Genomic DNA, 15,609 nt, shown 5'->3' with positions numbered 1-15,609 from the left:
AGAGGCAGAGAGGGGCGGCCCGGGAAGTATTCATGAGCTGTCGCTGATTGCTCGGGCGGATGGAGCACCTATCTGGGGGCCGCAGAGTCGTCACAGACAATGATTTCCTTCACAAGGAGCATGAGCCATGAAGCTTCCATTGTTGCCGTGGGTCAGATCTCTTGCCGTGGCGGTGCTGTTGTTCACCGGGGCCACTGCGTCCGCGCAGGTGCCCAACGAGGGCCGGTGCGCCTCGGATCAGCTCTTCAGCAACGCCGCGGCGAATGAGCGCATCGAGTGGGCGCTGCGGTGCGGGTACATCAACTCGCAGGCCGCCTTCAGCTACAGGTACTACTTCGATGTCGCCGCCTCGGCGGTGAAGCCCAAGGACCTCTTCACCTACCCGCTGTTCGGGTGGTTGACGAATATCTACAATACCCTGGTCTGGGTCGCGCCCACCGACCGGAATGCGTCATGCACGGTGCCGTACAACGCGACGTATGGTGGTAACGCCCACGTCGTGGATGAGTGCCTGGTGGGCTGCTACACGCCGGAGCAGAAGCTGCGCTTCTCCACGGGCGAGGTGGCCATCAAGGAGGCGATGCAGACGCATCGCACGGACGTCGTCACCCTGTCTCCGGACGCCACCATGGACCGGCTGTCCTTCCAGACGGGCCAGGTGGTGGCCTACGTGGCGGACGTGGTGGACGCCGAGCAGCCCATCCTCAACATCCGCACCCGGAAGGGCGGCCACCTGCGCGTCACCACCAACCACCCCGTCCTGGACAGCTCCGGCGTGATGAAGCAGGCCGATGAGTTCCGGGAGGGCGACGAGCTGGTCCGCGAGGACGGCTCGCTCGACCCCATCGACTCCATCGAGAAGGAGCTGTACTTCGGGAAGACGTACAACCTGAAGCCTTCCACGTACGACCCGGTGACCAACATCGTCGTGGCCCAGGGCTTCCTCAATGGCTCTGGCCGCTACCAGGACAAGTCGGTCACCGAGAACAGCCGGGCCCTGCTGCGCAAGAACATCCCGGACTCTGTCTTCGTGCCGTAACCCTCTGGCGCGGTCCTCCGCGCGGGGTTTGGAGGGCACCCGGACCCGTGGCAGCAATGCCGCCCCGGTTGCCCTCGCATCGTCAGCTGACGCATTGGACGGGCCGGCTTCAACGCGTCGGAGAAACAGCTCGTGCTGTTGCGTGAGCGAAGCCTCTCGCCGTCCACAAGGAGCCAGTCATGAGTATCCGTCACCTTCCGTGGGGGAAGTCGCTGCTCGTGTCTCTGCTGTTGGGGGGTACTGCGTCCGCCCAGGTGCCCAACGAGGGCCGGTGCGCCGCGGATCCGCTCTTCAACAATGCCCAGTCCAACGAGCGCATCGAGTGGGCGCTGCGGTGTGGGTACATCACCCCGCAGATGGCCTGGGGATACAGATACTACTTCGATGTGAGCACGAGCACGGTCAGGCCCAAGGCCGTCTACACCTACCCGCTGTTCGGGTGGTTGACGGATCTCTACACCTCCCTGGTCTGGGTCGCCCCCATCAACCGGAGTGCGTCGTGCCAGGTGCCGTATAGCGCGGCGCATGGTGCCTACGCCCACGTGATCACGGAATGCATCATGGGTTGATGAGCTCCAGGAGCGCGACGAGCTCATCCGCGAGGACCGCTCGCGCGCCCCCATCGTCTCCCAGGACTCTCACCGGGAAGAACCGGGTCCTGCTGCGCCAGAACATCCCGGACTCTGTCTTCGTGCAGTGACCGCGTCGCAGAAACAACTGTCGTGCTGTTGAGTGAGCGAAGTCTCTTGCCGTCCAATAGGAGCCAATCGTGAATATCCGTCACATTCCGTGGGGGCAGTCGCTGCTCGTGGTGATGCTGTTGGGAGCAACCGGAGCCTCGGCCCAGGTCGTGGAAGGAAGGTGCGCCTCGGATCAGCTCTTCAACAATGCCCAGGCCAACGAGCGCGTCGAGTGGGCGCTGCGGTGTGGGAAGATCACCGCGCAGCAGGCCTTTGACTACAGGAGCTTCTTCGATCCCAGCTCGGGCACGATCCAGCCCAAGAGCCTCTACACCTACCCGGTGTTCGGGTGGGAGGCCTCGGCGACGGCGAACGCCGCGGTCTGGGTCGCGCCCACCGACCGGAATGCGGCGTGCACGGTGCCGTATAGCGCGCCGCACGGTGGCGGCGCCCGCGTCGTGACGGACTGCGTGATCGGCTGCTACACGCCGGAGCAGCAGCTGCGCTTCTCCACGGGCGAGCTGGCCATCAAGGAGGCGATGCAGTCGCAGCGCACGGACGTCGTCACCCTGTCGCCGGACGCCTCCATGGACCGGCTGTCCTTCCAGACGGGCCGGGTGGTGGCCTACACGGCGGACGTGGTGGAGGCCGAGCAGACCATCCTCAACATCCGCACCCGGCTGGGCGGCCACCTGCGCGTCACCACCAACCACCCCGTCCTGGACAGCTCCGGCGTGATGAAGCAGGCCGACGAGTTCCGGGAGGGCGATGAGCTCATCCGCGAGGACGGCTCGCTCGACCCCATCGTCTCCGTCGAGAAGGAGCTGTACTTCGGGAAGACGTACAACCTGAAGCCTTCCACGTACGACGCGGTGACGAACATCGTGGTGGCCCAGGGCTTCCTCAATGGCTCCGGCCGCTACCAGGACAAGACGGTGACCGAGAGCAACCGGGTCCTGCGGCGGCAGAACATTCCAGACTCTGTCTTCGCCCCGTAGGCCTGGCGTAGTCTTCGGCGCGGGGGGCATGGTGAATCCGGCCCCCCGCGCGTTTGATGAGCCCCATTCACTCGTCCGTGACTCAGTCCAACACGAAGTCACAAGGGCAGGCATGATCGTGGAGCACACTCAATCCAGTTCGAGTCAATGGTGGAAGTGGGGACTTGCCGTGGTGGTGTGCGTGGCAGGCGGCGTGACGTGGGTGCAGCTCCAGGACCCCGCGCGGGATTCCCAGCCAGCGCCAACCCATGCACAGACGGTCGAGGCACCGCCTTCGGCGCCGGCACCCTCGCCGGAAGCACGGGAGCGAAGTGCCAGCCAGCTGCCCTCGGGCCAGGCGCCTGGGAGCCCCTCGCCCGTGCCGGACGCCCCCGCCCCGGGGACGCCCGCGGCGCTACCGCCCGAATACATCGGCAGCCGGGACTATGTTCGCAGGAAGGTGCTCGCGGAGAACAAGGACCTGGAGGACTACAAGTTCTTCGAGCAGAAGATCCTCCGCACGCCCGGGGAGACCCAGACCTTCCAGGCCATGCTGGCCTCGACGGAGCGGCTCGACCGGGCCTTCTCGCGCCTGACGTCCTCCGGCGAGACGGCCTACTCCAGTGAGGTCGAGCTCGAGAGGATGTACCAGGTGGACTACCTGGAGCAGGCGCTTCGCTGGAAGGAGAACCCGGAACGGGCGCGGGTGCTCGAGCTCGCGGAGCAGATCATCCTGGCCGACAACCTCGCGCCCGCGCTCCCCATCGAGCTGCGGCGCTCGCTGGCCGGAGACAAGCTCGAGCTGTACGCCGTGCTCCAGGCGGTAGCCCCGGAGCGGGCCCAGCGCATCGCTGAGCGTGCACGGGGCACCCGGGTTGAAAGACTCCTGGCCTTCGCGGGCTCGCCCCCCGCCCAGTGAGTCCAGTTGACACACGTCCACACAGGGAAATCCACCATGCGCATGAGCTGGCTTCTCCTCACCACGGGCCCCCTGGTCATCGCGACCGCCTGTGGCGGTCATCCAGACGACCCACCGCCCGTGGACGCGGGGTGTCTGGTCTCCGCCGCGGGCTCGGACTGCGTGAGCGGCCCCCCCGTGGAGTGCGCGGTGGAGCGGCCCGCCGCTGAAGGCGGCTCGCCAGTGGCTTCAGGCGCGGGGGATTCGGACGCTCCCGCCCTCATGCGCATCCACCCATGCTCGGGCGCGGTCGGGGTGGACGTGCACCCCACGGTCCGCATCGAGTTCACCAAGGAGGTGGATGGCGCCTCGCTGACGGCGGCGACCTTCGTCCTGCTGCGGGAGGGGCAGCCGGTGGAGGGAGAGGTGGAGACCCAGGGGACGACCGCCACCTTCAGGCCGCGGGAGAAGCTGGCACTGGAGCAGCCGTACGAGGTCCTCGTCACGAGCGGGGTCCGTGGCATCGATGGAAGCACGCAGGGCTCGGAGTATCGCTGGTCCTTCACCGTCAGGAGCGGCCTCTGGGTGGCCCCCATCCCGCTGGAGACGGATGATCGCGGCAGCGCCTATGACCCGCAGCTGGTGGCGGACGCACAGGGCAACGTCGTGGCGGCGTGGATGCAATATGACGGCAGCCACACCAACCTCTACTCCAGGCGCTACGACGCGGTCACCGGTTGGGCGGGACAGCGCACCATCGGAGAGGAGCGTGGGAGCGCGACCCGGTTCTCGCTCGCGATGAACGCCCGTGGAGAGGCGCTCGTCCTGTGGACCCAGTGGTATCAGTCCTTGAGCCGCCTCTGGACGAGCCGTTCCTCCCAGACCACGCAATGGACGGCGCCCGCGGTCCTGGAGCCGGAAGCAAGCCAGTCCGCCTCGCCGGGGCTGGCCATCGACCGGCACGGCAACGGCATGGCCATCTGGCTGCGGGGCAGCGCGCCCGCCCACCTGTGGTCGGGCCAGTATCTCAACAACGTGGGGTGGGTGGAGGTGCATGCCTCGGCCCCCCTCGACATTGGAGGGGCCGAGGAGCCCCAGGTCGCCTCGGATGGCTTCGGCAACATCACGGTGGTGTGGTTGCAGCGGGAGGGGACGCAGAAGGCCATCTGGATGAGGCGCTTCGCTCCCGACATCGGCTGGGGGGACGTGCAGCGGATGAAGCATGCGGAGTCACTCAATGCCATCACTCCGCGGCTGTCCGTCGACGCCAGCGGAACCGCCACCATCGTCTGGCTGAGTGTCGGCTCCCAGCAGGTGTGTGCCAGCCGGTACATGCCCGGCGTGGGCTGGGAGGCGGTCCATTGCTTCTCGCAGGGCGGGGGGCAGCTCGCCGGGCTGGCCATCGCGGGAGAGGCGGGGGGACGGGTGATGGCGGTGTGGGAGCAGCACCAGAGCCCGCGGGTGAGCGCCTGGACCGCCCGCTACGTGGCCGGTAGCGGCTGGGTCGGCGCCAGGAGCCTGGGCGCGCCTGAGATAGAGCGTTCACAGGAGCCCGCTATCGCCATGGACGGCAATGGCAATGCCGTGGCTGCGTGGTTCCAGATACATGGCGCCGTGCCCCAGCTGTGGGCAGCCCGCTACACGCCGGCCACCGACTGGGGGGCGCGTGTGCGTCTGGACACGAGCGGAAACGCCATCAGGCCCCGGGTGGTGATGGACAGCAGTGGCCGTGCCACGGTGGTCTGGTCCCAGTATATCGGCAACAACTTCGACCTCTGGACCAGCCGCTTTGAATGAAGCCTGACGGACAGGGTCGCGGCGCGGTCGTCCAGCTCATGGAAGCTCACCCGTTCATGAAACTCCTCTGGTCCATGAAATCCTCCTGGAAGCGAAGCCTCGTGGTGGTGGTGTCGAGCCTGGCCGCGGTGGGTTGTCACGACCGGGAGCCTGCGCCCGTCACGGAGGTGGACGAGCCCATCGAGCATCCGAGGAGTCCGGATGACGATGTCGAGGAGGCGCTACGCCGCCTCCCGGATGCCCAGGTGCTGGGGATGGGGGCGGCGGGAGTCCCCACCTTCGTCCGTGGTGACCTGGGAAAGGTGGACGGGGCGCGCGGGGTGGACTCCGCGCTGGAGCACATTGCCCCGGTGTTCCGGCTCTCCACCCGGGACCTCGACCTCACGCGCGCCGACTCGGACGTGCTGGGCTTCCAGCACGTCTACTATGCGCAGACGAAGAACGGCCTCCCGGTGGTAGGGGGCGAGCTGGCGCTGCACATCAACGCGGAGGGCGTCATCTACGCGGTCCATGGGACTGCCCATGACGGCGTGCCCCTGCCCTCCTCTCCCCTCGTGACGGCGGAGCGTGCGGCATGGGCGGCCCAGCGCGACTCGCTGGACCTCTCGTCCGCCAGCGTCGGCCCCTCGCGACTGGTGTACCTGCTCACGGGGGATGGAGGGATGCAGCTGGCCTGGGAGCAGGAGCTGACCGGCCTGCGAGCGCAGGAGCCTGTCCACGACGCCGTCTATGTGGATGCCCTGAGCGGGCAGGTGCTGGAGCGCCGCCCACGGATCCACTCCGCGCGCGTGCGGCAGGTGCACGACCTGGCCCAGGGAACGAGGCTGCCCGGCGGACTGGCTCGCAGTGAGGGGGCGGAACCCGTCGCGGAAGCGGCCGTCAACGTGAACTATGACCGGCTGGGTGACACCTACGACTGCTACAAGACGCTCTTCAACCGGGACTCCTTCGACAACCAGGGCGCGGCGCTGATCAGCAGCGTCCACTATGGAAACAACTTCGTGAACGCCTTCTGGAATGGCACCCAGATGGTGTTTGGCGGCGGCGATGGCGTGAAGTCAGAGAACCTGGCGAGGTCCCTGGACATCACTGCCCATGAGTGGACCCATGCCGTCATCCAGCGCACGGCCAACCTTGCCTACTCCGGTGAGCCTGGTGGCTTGAATGAGTCCATGGCGGACGTCTTCGCCAGCGTCTGCGAGTCCTTCCGCGAGGGAGGCGTCACCGGGAAGACCTGGACGATAGGAGAGGACGTCTGGACGCCGAACATCGCCGACGATGCGCTGCGCTACATGAGTGATCCCCGGAGGGATGGCGTATCGATTGACTACTACATGGACTACTACTCGGGCCTGGATGTCCATTACAGCTCGGGCATCGCCAACCTGGCCTTCCATCTCCTCTCGCAGGGGGGCACCCATCCCCGTGGGCGCTCCAGCGTGGTGGTTCCGGGGATAGGCATCGGGAAGGCACGGTGGATCTGGTACTGGGCCCTGACCACTTACATGACCTCGGGGACCGACTTCCTGGGGGCGAGGAATGCCACCCGGCAGGCCGCGGCCGACTTCTTCACGCTCGCCGAGGTGGCTGCCGTGGAGAAGGCCTGGAGCGCGGTGGGAGTGCCGCCCATCGCAGCCCCTCCCGACCATGTGATTCCCCTGAGCAACGGGGTTCCCCTGCCCGGCCTCGCCGGTGCCACGGGCAACAAGAAGTACTTCTCCCTCGAGGTCCCCGCCGGCGAGGCGGAGGTCCGGTTCGAGCTCAGCGGGGGTGTCGGCGACGCGGACCTGTACGTCAAGTTCGGCTCCTCGCCGACCATCAGCCACTACGATTGCCGGTCATCGCTCTCGGGCAACGGGGACACGTGCAGGTTCACCAACCCACCCCAGGGCACCTGGCACGTCATGGTCCATGCGTACAATGCCTATTCGGATGCCAGTGTGCGTGGGACCTTTTCCAACCCCCTCCAGGTGGTGGGCACGCTCACGAGCGGTGTCCCGGTGCCAAACCTCGCGGGCGCCGCGGGCTCGAAGAGCTACTGGAAGCTGTCGGTGCCCGCCGGACAGCCCCGCGTCACCTTTGCCATCACCGGGGTGGCCGGTGTTTCTGGCGATGCCGACCTCTATGTGCGCCGCGGCACCGAGCCCACCCTGACCACCCATGACTGCGCCCCACGCCTCCAGGGCAATCAAGAGACGTGCACCCTCACCAACCCGGCCGCTGGCGACTACTTCGTGATGCTCCACGGGTACCTCTCGTACTCCGTCGTCTCGTTGAGCGCGCAGTACCCGTGAAGCGGGCGTGCTACAGCCGCGCCCCCAGTGACACGAGGAAGCGCCGCGGGAGCACCGGACGGGCCAGGAAGAGGTCCGCCTGTGCGCCCTGTGTCTCGTCCACGCGCGGGTTGCCCTCGGTGAGGCCGGTGCTGTTGAGCGCGTTGAGCAGCTGCAGGCTCAAGGTGAACTTCTCATAGGTGTACCCCGCGCTCACGTTGAACTGGCCAAAGCCGGGCAGGTCCACCGTGTTGGCGTTGTTGGAGAAGCGGTGCCCCACGTAGCTCCAGTTCACGGTGAGGCTGGCGTTCTCGTACATGAAGGTCCCCGCCAGGTCGGCGATGACCTGCGGAATGCGGCGGATGCGGTTGCCCGAGAAGTCCTCCTCGCCTTCGAAGAACTCCGAGTAGCGAGGGCGCTGCAGCGTCAGCATTCCCTGCCCGCGGAAATACTTGATGGGCTGGACGGCCGCCTCCAGCTCCAGGCCCAGCGTCCGCGCCTGCCCCGCGTACGCGGTGACGAAGCGCGTCTCGCCCGTGTCCGGGTCCACCCGGGCATCCTGGCTGGGGAAGTTCTGGATCTGCATCCAGTAGGCCACGGCCGCCAGCGCGTACCAGGGGCCACCCACCTTGAGGCCCGCCTCGTTCTGCCAGAGGGACTCCGGCGTCCGGGGGAAGGAAGGGTCGCTCGGGTTGGTGGCGGTGAGCAGCTGGTCGAGCAGCGGCATCTTGTACCCCCGGCTGCTGCGGGCATAGACGGAGGCCGAGTCGGACAGGGCGTAGTTCACGCCGCCCGACAGCGCCCAGTCGGTGAATGACACCCCCACGCGCTGGATGCTGCCCGTGCCAGAGGTCACACTGTCATCCGCCGAGGTCGTGGGGTCCCCGAGGTCGGTCCTGGCCGTGCGCTCCACGAACTGGGTGTAGCCGTTGCGCTCGACACGGCCCGCCAGGTCGACACGCAGCTTGTCGCCCACCTTGACCTCGTCCCCGAGGAAGGCGGCGGCGATGGTCGCGTTACCGTCGCCGTTGGTGTAGTTGCTCAGGTAGTTCCGGAAGCCGTTCTGGGTGACGCTGCGAGCCACGGCGCCCGTGTCATCCAGCACCTGGAGGTCCAGGTAGTGCGGACGGTTGCGCACGTCGGTGACGACGTCGTTGAAGTACCACCTGTTCCCCGCCGTGTAGTAGCCGAGGTAGAGGCCGCCGGTGAACGTGTGCTGGGTGGGCCCCAGGTCCGCGTACTTGGTGAGCTTGAGCTGGTTGGAGATGTTGCTCATGGGCTTCTGCACCAGCCACTGCCCGCCGAGCGCCACGAGGTTGTTCTGCGACGCGCAGCCCTCGCTGCCGAGCTCGGGGTTGCCCTCCAGCCGGCTACAGACAATCCGGTAGGGCGTTCCTTCTCCCACGACGCTCCGGGCCCAGACGTCCGCGTCCTGCAGCGAGAACGGGAGCACCGCGTTCCAGCTGTGGTCGAACTGCATCGCCCGCGTGTTGTTCTGCACCTCGAACCGCCCCTCGGGGAAGTAGAAGCGCAGCTCGGCCATGGCCGAACCACCGACCTGCTGCTGGCCATTGTCCAGCGGGAGGGCGAGCCGGCCGCCGTCCGGCAGCGGCACCTGGGCATTCACGCCATCCGGCGAGGTCAGCGTGCCCTCCAGCGGGAAGCCCTCCACGAAGTCGGAGTCCGTCAGCTTGCCCTCGGAGTCGAAGCGGCCCCGCAGCGGCAGCGGCAGGTAGAAGGTGTTGCGGTCGTTGAGGTACTTCAGCGACACGCGCGCATGGCCCGTCGCGCTGTTCAGGTTGATGTTGCGCTGGACGTTGGCCTTGACCTGTCCGCCATTGGATGACGGAAAGCCCGGGTAGCGCACGCCGTTGTCGAAGCGGTAGAAGCCACCGACGGAGAAGTACCAGTCATTGCCGAGGGGCCCGTTGAGGTTGGCGTCGTAGCGGTACAGTCCGCCCGTGGCGCTGGAGGCCTTGAAGGAGCCGGCCAGCGTGTCGCCGCCCGTCTTGTTGATGAAGTTGACCACGCCGCCGGGCGCGTTGCTGCCGTACAGGGCCGAGTTGCCACCACGCACCGCCTCCACCCTGTCCAGGTTCTCGTCCACGCGCACGAAGATGTCGTTGTTGACGAAGAAGAGCTCCGTCGAGTCGAAGACGGGCATCCCGTCTTCCATCAGCGCCACATAGCGGTAGGAGCCGTCCGCGGGGAGGCCACGCACGAACAGGTTGCCGCCCACCTCACCGCCCGAGCTCTCCACGTAGAAGCCGGGGACGATGCGCATCAGGTCCGCGGTGCTGCGCGGCATGCGGGCCGCGATCTCCTCGCTGGTGAGCGTGGAGATGGCGTTGCTGGAGCGCACCTTGCGATCCGGCACCTGCGCCGTCACGACGATCTCCTCGGAGTTCAACAGGTCCATCTCCAGCGAGAAGTCGAGGGTGGCCGGGGCCTGTCCCACCGTCACCTTGCTGCGCTGGCCCTTGAAGCCGTCAGCCTGCACCTCCACGGTGTACTGCCCCGGAGGCAGGTCCTTCACGGCGTAGACACCGTCGTAGTTCGTCACGGCGCTGCGCTTGGCGCCCTGCACCACCACGATGACGCCCGGGAGCGGGTCTCCATACGAGGTGGTGACCTTGCCCTGCACCGCTCCGCCCGCGCCCTGCACTGCTCCGGCCTGCGCGGTCGTTCCCGTGCCCTGCGGTGCTTCGCCCTGAGCGCCGCCTGGCTCCTGGGCCCATGCCCCTCGAGCAGGGAGCAGCATCACCGCGGCGGCCATGCACGAAGCCATCCACCGGTGCCACGCAACGGTCGACATCCCTACCGCGACCGGGTTGGCCTTCTTACGACGGTCCAACATTCGCACGAACTCCTCCTGGTTGAGCACGGTACGGCGTCCGAGCCTTACCAGGATATCCAGACAGACGCGCATACCTTGTGCGAGGCCCTGTCCTGAAACAGAAGGAGCCGAGCCTCATCGAGGGCGGCTCGAGCCTCTGCGTGCAATTGCAATCTGAATAACAAATTCCAGGGTGCGTCCTGAGTTCGCTGTCGGCAACCCAACGGGCGCCGCCAGCACCTGACCCGACGTCCCATCTCCTTCCGAGCCGAACCTCACTCCATGCGATTCGTCAGACCTTCGTGGCTCTGGGCCCTCCTCCTGGCCCTCTCGGCATGTAACGCGAGCCCGCCCTCCCCTGCCGGCGACAGCACCCGACCTCCCGCTCCGGCCCTCACGCGCCAGGGCACCCCGCCAGGTGCCGCCACCGACAAGGCCGGCGACCTCGAGGCCCGCCAGGCCATGACGCTCGAGGCGGGTGGGAAGGGCACCGGGAGGCCCCCGCCACTGAATGTGCGAGGCTCGATGCTGGGCACCGTCCAGGTGGAGGGCCTGCTGGACGTCTCGGGCGTCCCCGTCACCGTGATGGAGACAGGCGCCACCACGACGACGGACTCGCTGGGACAGTTCACCTTCACCGGCCTGCTGCCGGGCAGCTACACGGTGACGGTCCAGAAGGAGGACTACCTCCAGGCGCAGCAACGGGTGGAGGTGTTCGCCGGCAGCGAAGCCCTGGTCACCCTCCCCCTGCGGCGTGAGCGCGGCAGCGTGGCCGGCGTCCTCCTGCTCGAGGGCGCGAGCGACCTCAGCGGCGCCATCATCACCCTCGTGGAAGCAGGCGTCATCGTGACGACGGATGCCCAGGGACGCTTCCTCTTCGAGAACGTGATGACCGGCACGTACACGGTGCGAGCGCGGCGGAACCTCTACCTCGAGGCACAGCAAGCGGTGGGGGTGCGCGCGAACGTGCGGAGCCAGGTCGGCCTGACGTTGTCGCTCCAGCGTGGTGACGTCTCCGGCACCGTCCGGTTGGAGGACGGGGCCAGCCCCACGGGCGTCACCGTCACCGTGACGCAGACGGGTGCCACCGCGACCCCGAATGCGCAGGGCCAGTTCTCCTTCACCGGCCTTCCGCTGGGCACCTACACCCTGAGCGCCCAGCAGGAGGGTTATGACGCGGCACTGCAGTCCGTGACGGTGCGCACCGGCGCCGCGGCCCCGGTCTCCATCACGCTGACCCGGCCGCGTGTAGACGTCGCAGGCACGGCCCTGCTGGAGGGCGCGAGCAACCACGCGGGCATCACCGTCACGCTGACGGAAACGGGGGCCACCACGAACACGGACGCCCAGGGCCGCTTCGTCCTCGCAGGCGTCCCCGAGGGGCACTACACCCTGACGGCGCGGAAGAGCAACTACGCGAAGGCGGGGGCGGAGCTGGACGTGAGCATTGCACGGCCCGCTTCGGTCAACGTGTCGCTGAGTCGCCTCCTCGAGGCTCCGGTGCTCACGGCGCCCGCCCTCGCGGTCCAGCGAGGGCACCTGAGGCTGACGGGCGCCCACTTCGGCGAGGAGCGCGGAACCCTCGAGGTCTCGGTTGGAGGCGTGGAGGTCGAGGAGTACGTCTCCTGGTCGGATGTGGAAGTGGTGGTGCGCGTGCCAGGGAGCCTCGCCCCCGGCGTGCATGAAGTGGCCATGGAGACCGGTGTGGAATGGCGGTCCACCGCCACCGCTTCCCTCCGCGTGCTCCGGCAGCGGACCCTGGCGTACGACGCCTATTGGGGCATTGGCGTCCTGCCGGACAATACCGTCACCGTCTGGGGCGAGGCCTACTCACCGAACGACGTCTCCCCCATTCCCTCTGGGCTTTCCGATGTCGTGAGTGTGTCCGCGGGGATGTTCTTCGCCGTGGCCCTGAAGGCGGACGGCACCGTCGTCAAGTGGGGAGGCCCCTCCCCCGTCCCGGTGCCAGCAGGGCTGTCGGACGTGGTGGACATCAGCGCGACAGGCATTGGGGTCCTCGCTCTCAAGCGGGATGGGACGGTGGTGGCCATCGGTTCCGCGGAGGCCGAGCAGATGCGTGTCCCTGAAGGGCTTCAGGGCGTGGTGGCAATCTCTGCCTCGACGTTCCACAGCCTGGTGCTCAAGGCGGACGGCACCGTCACCGCCTGGGGTCAGAACGTGTTCGGGGTCCGCGACGTCCCGGCCGGACTGAGCAACGTGGTGGCCCTTGCCAGCACGGACAGCAGCGCCCTGGCGCTGAGGGCGGATGGAACCGTGGTCGTCTGGGGATTCGGAGCGTCGTACCACGGCCTTGAGGCCACACCGGACCTCAGCGACGTCGTCGAGGTCGCGGGAGGCTCCGACCACTACATGGCGCTCCGGGCCAATGGCTCCGTCATCGCCTGGGGGAAGAACGACCATCGTCAGGCAACGCCCCCCGCGAGTCTAACCACGGGGGCGGCCGTGGCGGGCCGGGCCTACAACAAGAGCCTGGCGCTCCGGCAGGACGGCACCATCGCGAGCTGGGGCAGCCTGTCCTCCTGGTACCTGCCTCCGCCAGGCCTGGTCATACACGTCCCTGCACGGTGACGCGGACTCGGCACGGACGCTCCGTCTCCACCTCCCGGAGACGGAGCGTCGGCGCACGGCCAGTCCATCCCCCGCCGCGGGCAGGGCTTTAGCGTACCGCATGAGCCCGTGCGGGGATCGCGCCCGGTCGTTCAGCAGGCCTTGCAACCGGTGCAGATCAAGACGCCCCCCGACAGAGAGCAGGAGTTGCAGCAAAGATCTCCTCCGGCCTCGATGGGCGCCTCCATGAATGCGCTGACATCTGGCGAAGGCTGCGCGTCATCGACCTTGAAGGAAGAGATGTTGCCATGCGTCTGGCCTCCCGCCTTGAGCGTATAGGTCGAGTCCGGGTTGCGGGAGATCTGCGCATTCTGGAAGGTCGTCTTGTCGCCCTCGTTGTCGTTCTCCCGCTCCGAACCACACCCTGCAAGGCCCACAGCAACAGCGATCGCCAACAGATAACGCCGCGTCATTTGGGGTTCCCTTTCCTGCTAGGGCACAGTTGCCGCTAGCGGCTCACTTGCCGAGCCGCAACTCAAGATGGGCTGATAGTGAACACTTGCCAAACTGCCAGTGCAAGGATGCCAGGCCGGTGGGTTGGGGACTGGGAGCCGGTGCCGCGCGTCTTGGATTACCGGGCCGGGTGGCAGGAGTGCCTTTGACGTCTGTGTTTCCGTCTCGGGTGCAGAGGTCCTCCCGGAAGAGACGACCTGCAACTTGATTGTCAATTGCCGTCAGCGCTGCAGGTGCTCGACGGCGAATCCGAGCGCTCCGGAGCGCTCCCTCCAACAGCAGGGCCATTGAACCGGGCCCGGGAGTCGACCGGCCTCGGAGCAAGCAGGCAACCCGAGCAACAGGCCGGCGGGAATCGTGCAGTTCGATGGCGACTTATTGGCAAAGTGCCAATAGAGTAACCCCACCATGGGTCTTCCGGTGCGTGCCGCGCTGCTGCAGGTGGTGAACGGTCCCTTCGTCATCGACGACGTCGAGCTGGAGTCGCCGCGCACGGGCGAGCTGCGGGTGCGCGTGACGGCGAGCGGCATCTGCCACACCGACCTCACGTACCGGGCGGGCGCGGGTCGGTTCCCCTTCCCCGCGGTGCTCGGTCACGAGGGCGCGGGCGTGGTGGAGGCCATCGGGGACGGCGTGACGGGCTTCGAGCCCGGAGACGCGGTGGTGCTCAGCTACTTCTCGTGCCGTGCCTGCGGCCGGTGCACCCGGGGTCATCCGGCCTACTGCGAGCGAGGGTACGCGGGGAACTTCTCGGGCGCGCGGCCCGATGGCTCCTTCCCCATGCGGTGGCGGGGTGAGCCGGTCCGTTCGAGCTTCTTCCACCAGTCGTCGTTCGCCACCCATGTGCTGGCGCACCAGCACAACGCGGTGAAGGTCGACGCGTCGGCGCCGCTGGAGCTGCTCGCGCCGCTGGGCTGCGGATTCCAGACCGGGGCGGGCGCGGTGCTGGAGGCGTTCCGGCTGGAGGCGGGGCAGCAGCTCGCCGTGTTCGGGGCGGGCTCGGTCGGCCTCGCGGCCATCATGGCGGCGCGAATCTCGGGTGCGGCGAGCATCATCGCCGTGGACGTCAGCGAGGAACGGCTCGAGCTCGCACGCGAGCTGGGTGCCACGGACACCTTCCTGGCGCGAGAGCCCGCGCTGACGAAGACGATCCTGAAGCGCACCCGCGGCGGGGTGGACTTCGCGCTGGAGTGCGTCGGCTCGCCACAGGTGTTGCGGCAGGCGTTCGAGGTGACACGCCCCCTGGGCACCTGCGGGTTGCTCGGCCTGCCCGACCCCGGCAATGCGGAGGTCACCCTCTCGATGACCGCGCTCCTCTCCGGGAAGAAGCTGGTGGGCATCCTCGAGGGGGATGCCGACCCGAAGACCTTCCTTCCGAAGCTGGTCGCGCTCCACGCGGAAGGACGGTTTCCGCTCGAGAAGCTCAGCCGCGCGTATGACTTCGGGGCCATCAACGACGCGGTTCACGACATGGAGACGCGCAGGGCCATCAAGCCGGTGCTGCGCATGCACGGAGGAAGGACGCCATGACCCTCGACGAAGCACTGCAAGCAGGCCGTATCAGCGTGGAAGAGGCGCTCACGTGGTTCGACAGTCTGCCCACGGTCGACCTCGCGTTCATGACGGGCACGTGGAAGGGCAGCGAGCTCCAGACGGGGCACCCGATGGACGGGATGCTCGGAGCGACCGGCTGGTACGGGAAGCAGTTCCTCGACACCGAGCGCGTGCACCCGCTGCTGTTCTTCACGGAGGACCGTGCGGCGGTGTTCCCGGTGGACCCCCGGAAATGGCCATCGCCGGAGATTCGCGGCCCCGTGGGCCCGCACCGGGCAGCGGTGGAGACCGGGAAGTTCAAGGCACGGCTGCGGATGACGGAGTACCGGGGGAAGCTCAGCGCGACGATGATCTACGACGACTGGCCGACCAACGATGTGTTCCGGAAGGTCGATGGGAGCACGGTGCTCGGGCTGATGGACTCGCGAGGGATGGCGACACCGTACTTCTTCGTGCTGCGCCGCGATTGATGCC

General features: G+C 67.5%; 11 protein-coding genes. 9 read left to right on the top strand and 2 right to left on the bottom strand.

Features of this window, described 5'->3' with window-relative positions; all coding sequences use genetic code 11:
- Window positions 1-166: 166 nt before the first annotated feature.
- The 6 genes from LXT23_RS09925 to LXT23_RS09900 all read left to right on the top strand — a co-directional run bounded on the left by LXT23_RS09925 (window position 167) and on the right by LXT23_RS09900 (window position 7,685).
- Window positions 167-1,039, top strand: a complete 873-nt coding sequence (locus LXT23_RS09925; protein WP_253979870.1) for a Hint domain-containing protein — start codon at window positions 167-169, stop codon at window positions 1,037-1,039.
- A gap of 179 nt (window positions 1,040-1,218) precedes the next feature.
- On the top strand, window positions 1,219-1,608 hold the full coding sequence (locus LXT23_RS09920) for a hypothetical protein (RefSeq protein ID WP_253979869.1): 390 nt from the start codon (window positions 1,219-1,221) through the stop codon (window positions 1,606-1,608).
- 200 nt (window positions 1,609-1,808) lie between these two features.
- The gene (locus LXT23_RS09915; RefSeq protein WP_253979868.1) at window positions 1,809-2,717 is read left to right on the top strand and encodes a Hint domain-containing protein; all 909 of its coding nucleotides are present in this window, start codon (window positions 1,809-1,811) and stop codon (window positions 2,715-2,717) included.
- Between the two features lie 358 nt (window positions 2,718-3,075).
- A complete protein-coding gene (locus LXT23_RS09910) occupies window positions 3,076-3,615 on the top strand; it encodes a hypothetical protein (RefSeq protein ID WP_253979867.1) in 540 nt (179 codons plus the stop codon).
- A gap of 42 nt (window positions 3,616-3,657) precedes the next feature.
- Window positions 3,658-5,391: an Ig-like domain-containing protein gene (locus LXT23_RS09905; protein ID WP_253979866.1), complete on the top strand. Its 1,734-nt coding sequence runs from the start codon at window positions 3,658-3,660 to the stop codon at window positions 5,389-5,391.
- A 74-nt stretch (window positions 5,392-5,465) separates the two neighbouring features.
- Window positions 5,466-7,685, top strand: a complete 2,220-nt coding sequence (locus LXT23_RS09900; protein ID WP_253979865.1) for a M4 family metallopeptidase — start codon at window positions 5,466-5,468, stop codon at window positions 7,683-7,685.
- A 10-nt stretch (window positions 7,686-7,695) separates the two neighbouring features.
- Here the strand turns inward: LXT23_RS09900 and LXT23_RS09895 are convergent, their stop codons facing one another.
- Window positions 7,696-10,521 (bottom strand): TonB-dependent receptor, encoded by a 2,826-nt coding sequence (locus tag LXT23_RS09895; RefSeq protein WP_253979864.1) that lies wholly within the window; start codon window positions 10,519-10,521, stop codon window positions 7,696-7,698.
- Window positions 10,522-10,782: 261 nt separating this feature from the next.
- Here LXT23_RS09895 and LXT23_RS09890 point away from each other — a divergent pair, with 261 nt between their 5' ends.
- Window positions 10,783-13,089, top strand: coding sequence for a carboxypeptidase regulatory-like domain-containing protein (locus LXT23_RS09890; protein WP_253979863.1), 2,307 nt, complete (start codon window positions 10,783-10,785; stop codon window positions 13,087-13,089).
- Window positions 13,090-13,220: 131 nt separating this feature from the next.
- On the opposite strand, the gene LXT23_RS09885 is transcribed toward LXT23_RS09890, so the two are convergent.
- Window positions 13,221-13,541 carry a hypothetical protein gene (locus LXT23_RS09885; protein ID WP_253979862.1) on the bottom strand — a complete coding sequence of 107 codons (321 nt, stop codon included), beginning with the start codon at window positions 13,539-13,541 and terminating at the stop codon, window positions 13,221-13,223.
- Window positions 13,542-13,989: 448 nt separating this feature from the next.
- Between LXT23_RS09885 and LXT23_RS09880 the strand changes: the two genes are divergently transcribed.
- Window positions 13,990-15,111, top strand: coding sequence for an NAD(P)-dependent alcohol dehydrogenase (locus LXT23_RS09880; RefSeq protein ID WP_253979861.1), 1,122 nt, complete (start codon window positions 13,990-13,992; stop codon window positions 15,109-15,111).
- A complete protein-coding gene (locus LXT23_RS09875) occupies window positions 15,108-15,605 on the top strand; it encodes a DUF4334 domain-containing protein (protein ID WP_253979860.1) in 498 nt (165 codons plus the stop codon). Before LXT23_RS09880 ends, LXT23_RS09875 begins: the two co-directional genes overlap by 4 nt.
- Window positions 15,606-15,609: the final 4 nt, after the last annotated feature.

The sequence above is a fragment of the Pyxidicoccus xibeiensis genome (genome assembly GCF_024198175.1).
GTDB classification, from domain to species: domain Bacteria; phylum Myxococcota; class Myxococcia; order Myxococcales; family Myxococcaceae; genus Myxococcus; species Myxococcus xibeiensis.
The sequence above is the reverse complement of the archived record's forward strand: the minus strand, read 5'-3'. Positions and strand labels throughout refer to the sequence as shown.

Coding starts and splice junctions, on each gene's coding strand:
- LXT23_RS09920 (WP_253979869.1), top strand. CDS start 1,219: ATGAGTATCCGTCACCTTCCGTGGGGGAAGTCGCTGCTCGTGTCTCTG.
- LXT23_RS09905 (WP_253979866.1), top strand. CDS start 3,658: ATGAGCTGGCTTCTCCTCACCACGGGCCCCCTGGTCATCGCGACCGCC.
- LXT23_RS09900 (WP_253979865.1), top strand. CDS start 5,466: ATGAAATCCTCCTGGAAGCGAAGCCTCGTGGTGGTGGTGTCGAGCCTG.
- LXT23_RS09895 (WP_253979864.1), bottom strand. CDS start 10,521: ATGTTGGACCGTCGTAAGAAGGCCAACCCGGTCGCGGTAGGGATGTCG.
- LXT23_RS09890 (WP_253979863.1), top strand. CDS start 10,783: ATGCGATTCGTCAGACCTTCGTGGCTCTGGGCCCTCCTCCTGGCCCTC.
- LXT23_RS09885 (WP_253979862.1), bottom strand. CDS start 13,541: ATGACGCGGCGTTATCTGTTGGCGATCGCTGTTGCTGTGGGCCTTGCA.
- LXT23_RS09880 (WP_253979861.1), top strand. CDS start 13,990: ATGGGTCTTCCGGTGCGTGCCGCGCTGCTGCAGGTGGTGAACGGTCCC.
- LXT23_RS09875 (WP_253979860.1), top strand. CDS start 15,108: ATGACCCTCGACGAAGCACTGCAAGCAGGCCGTATCAGCGTGGAAGAG.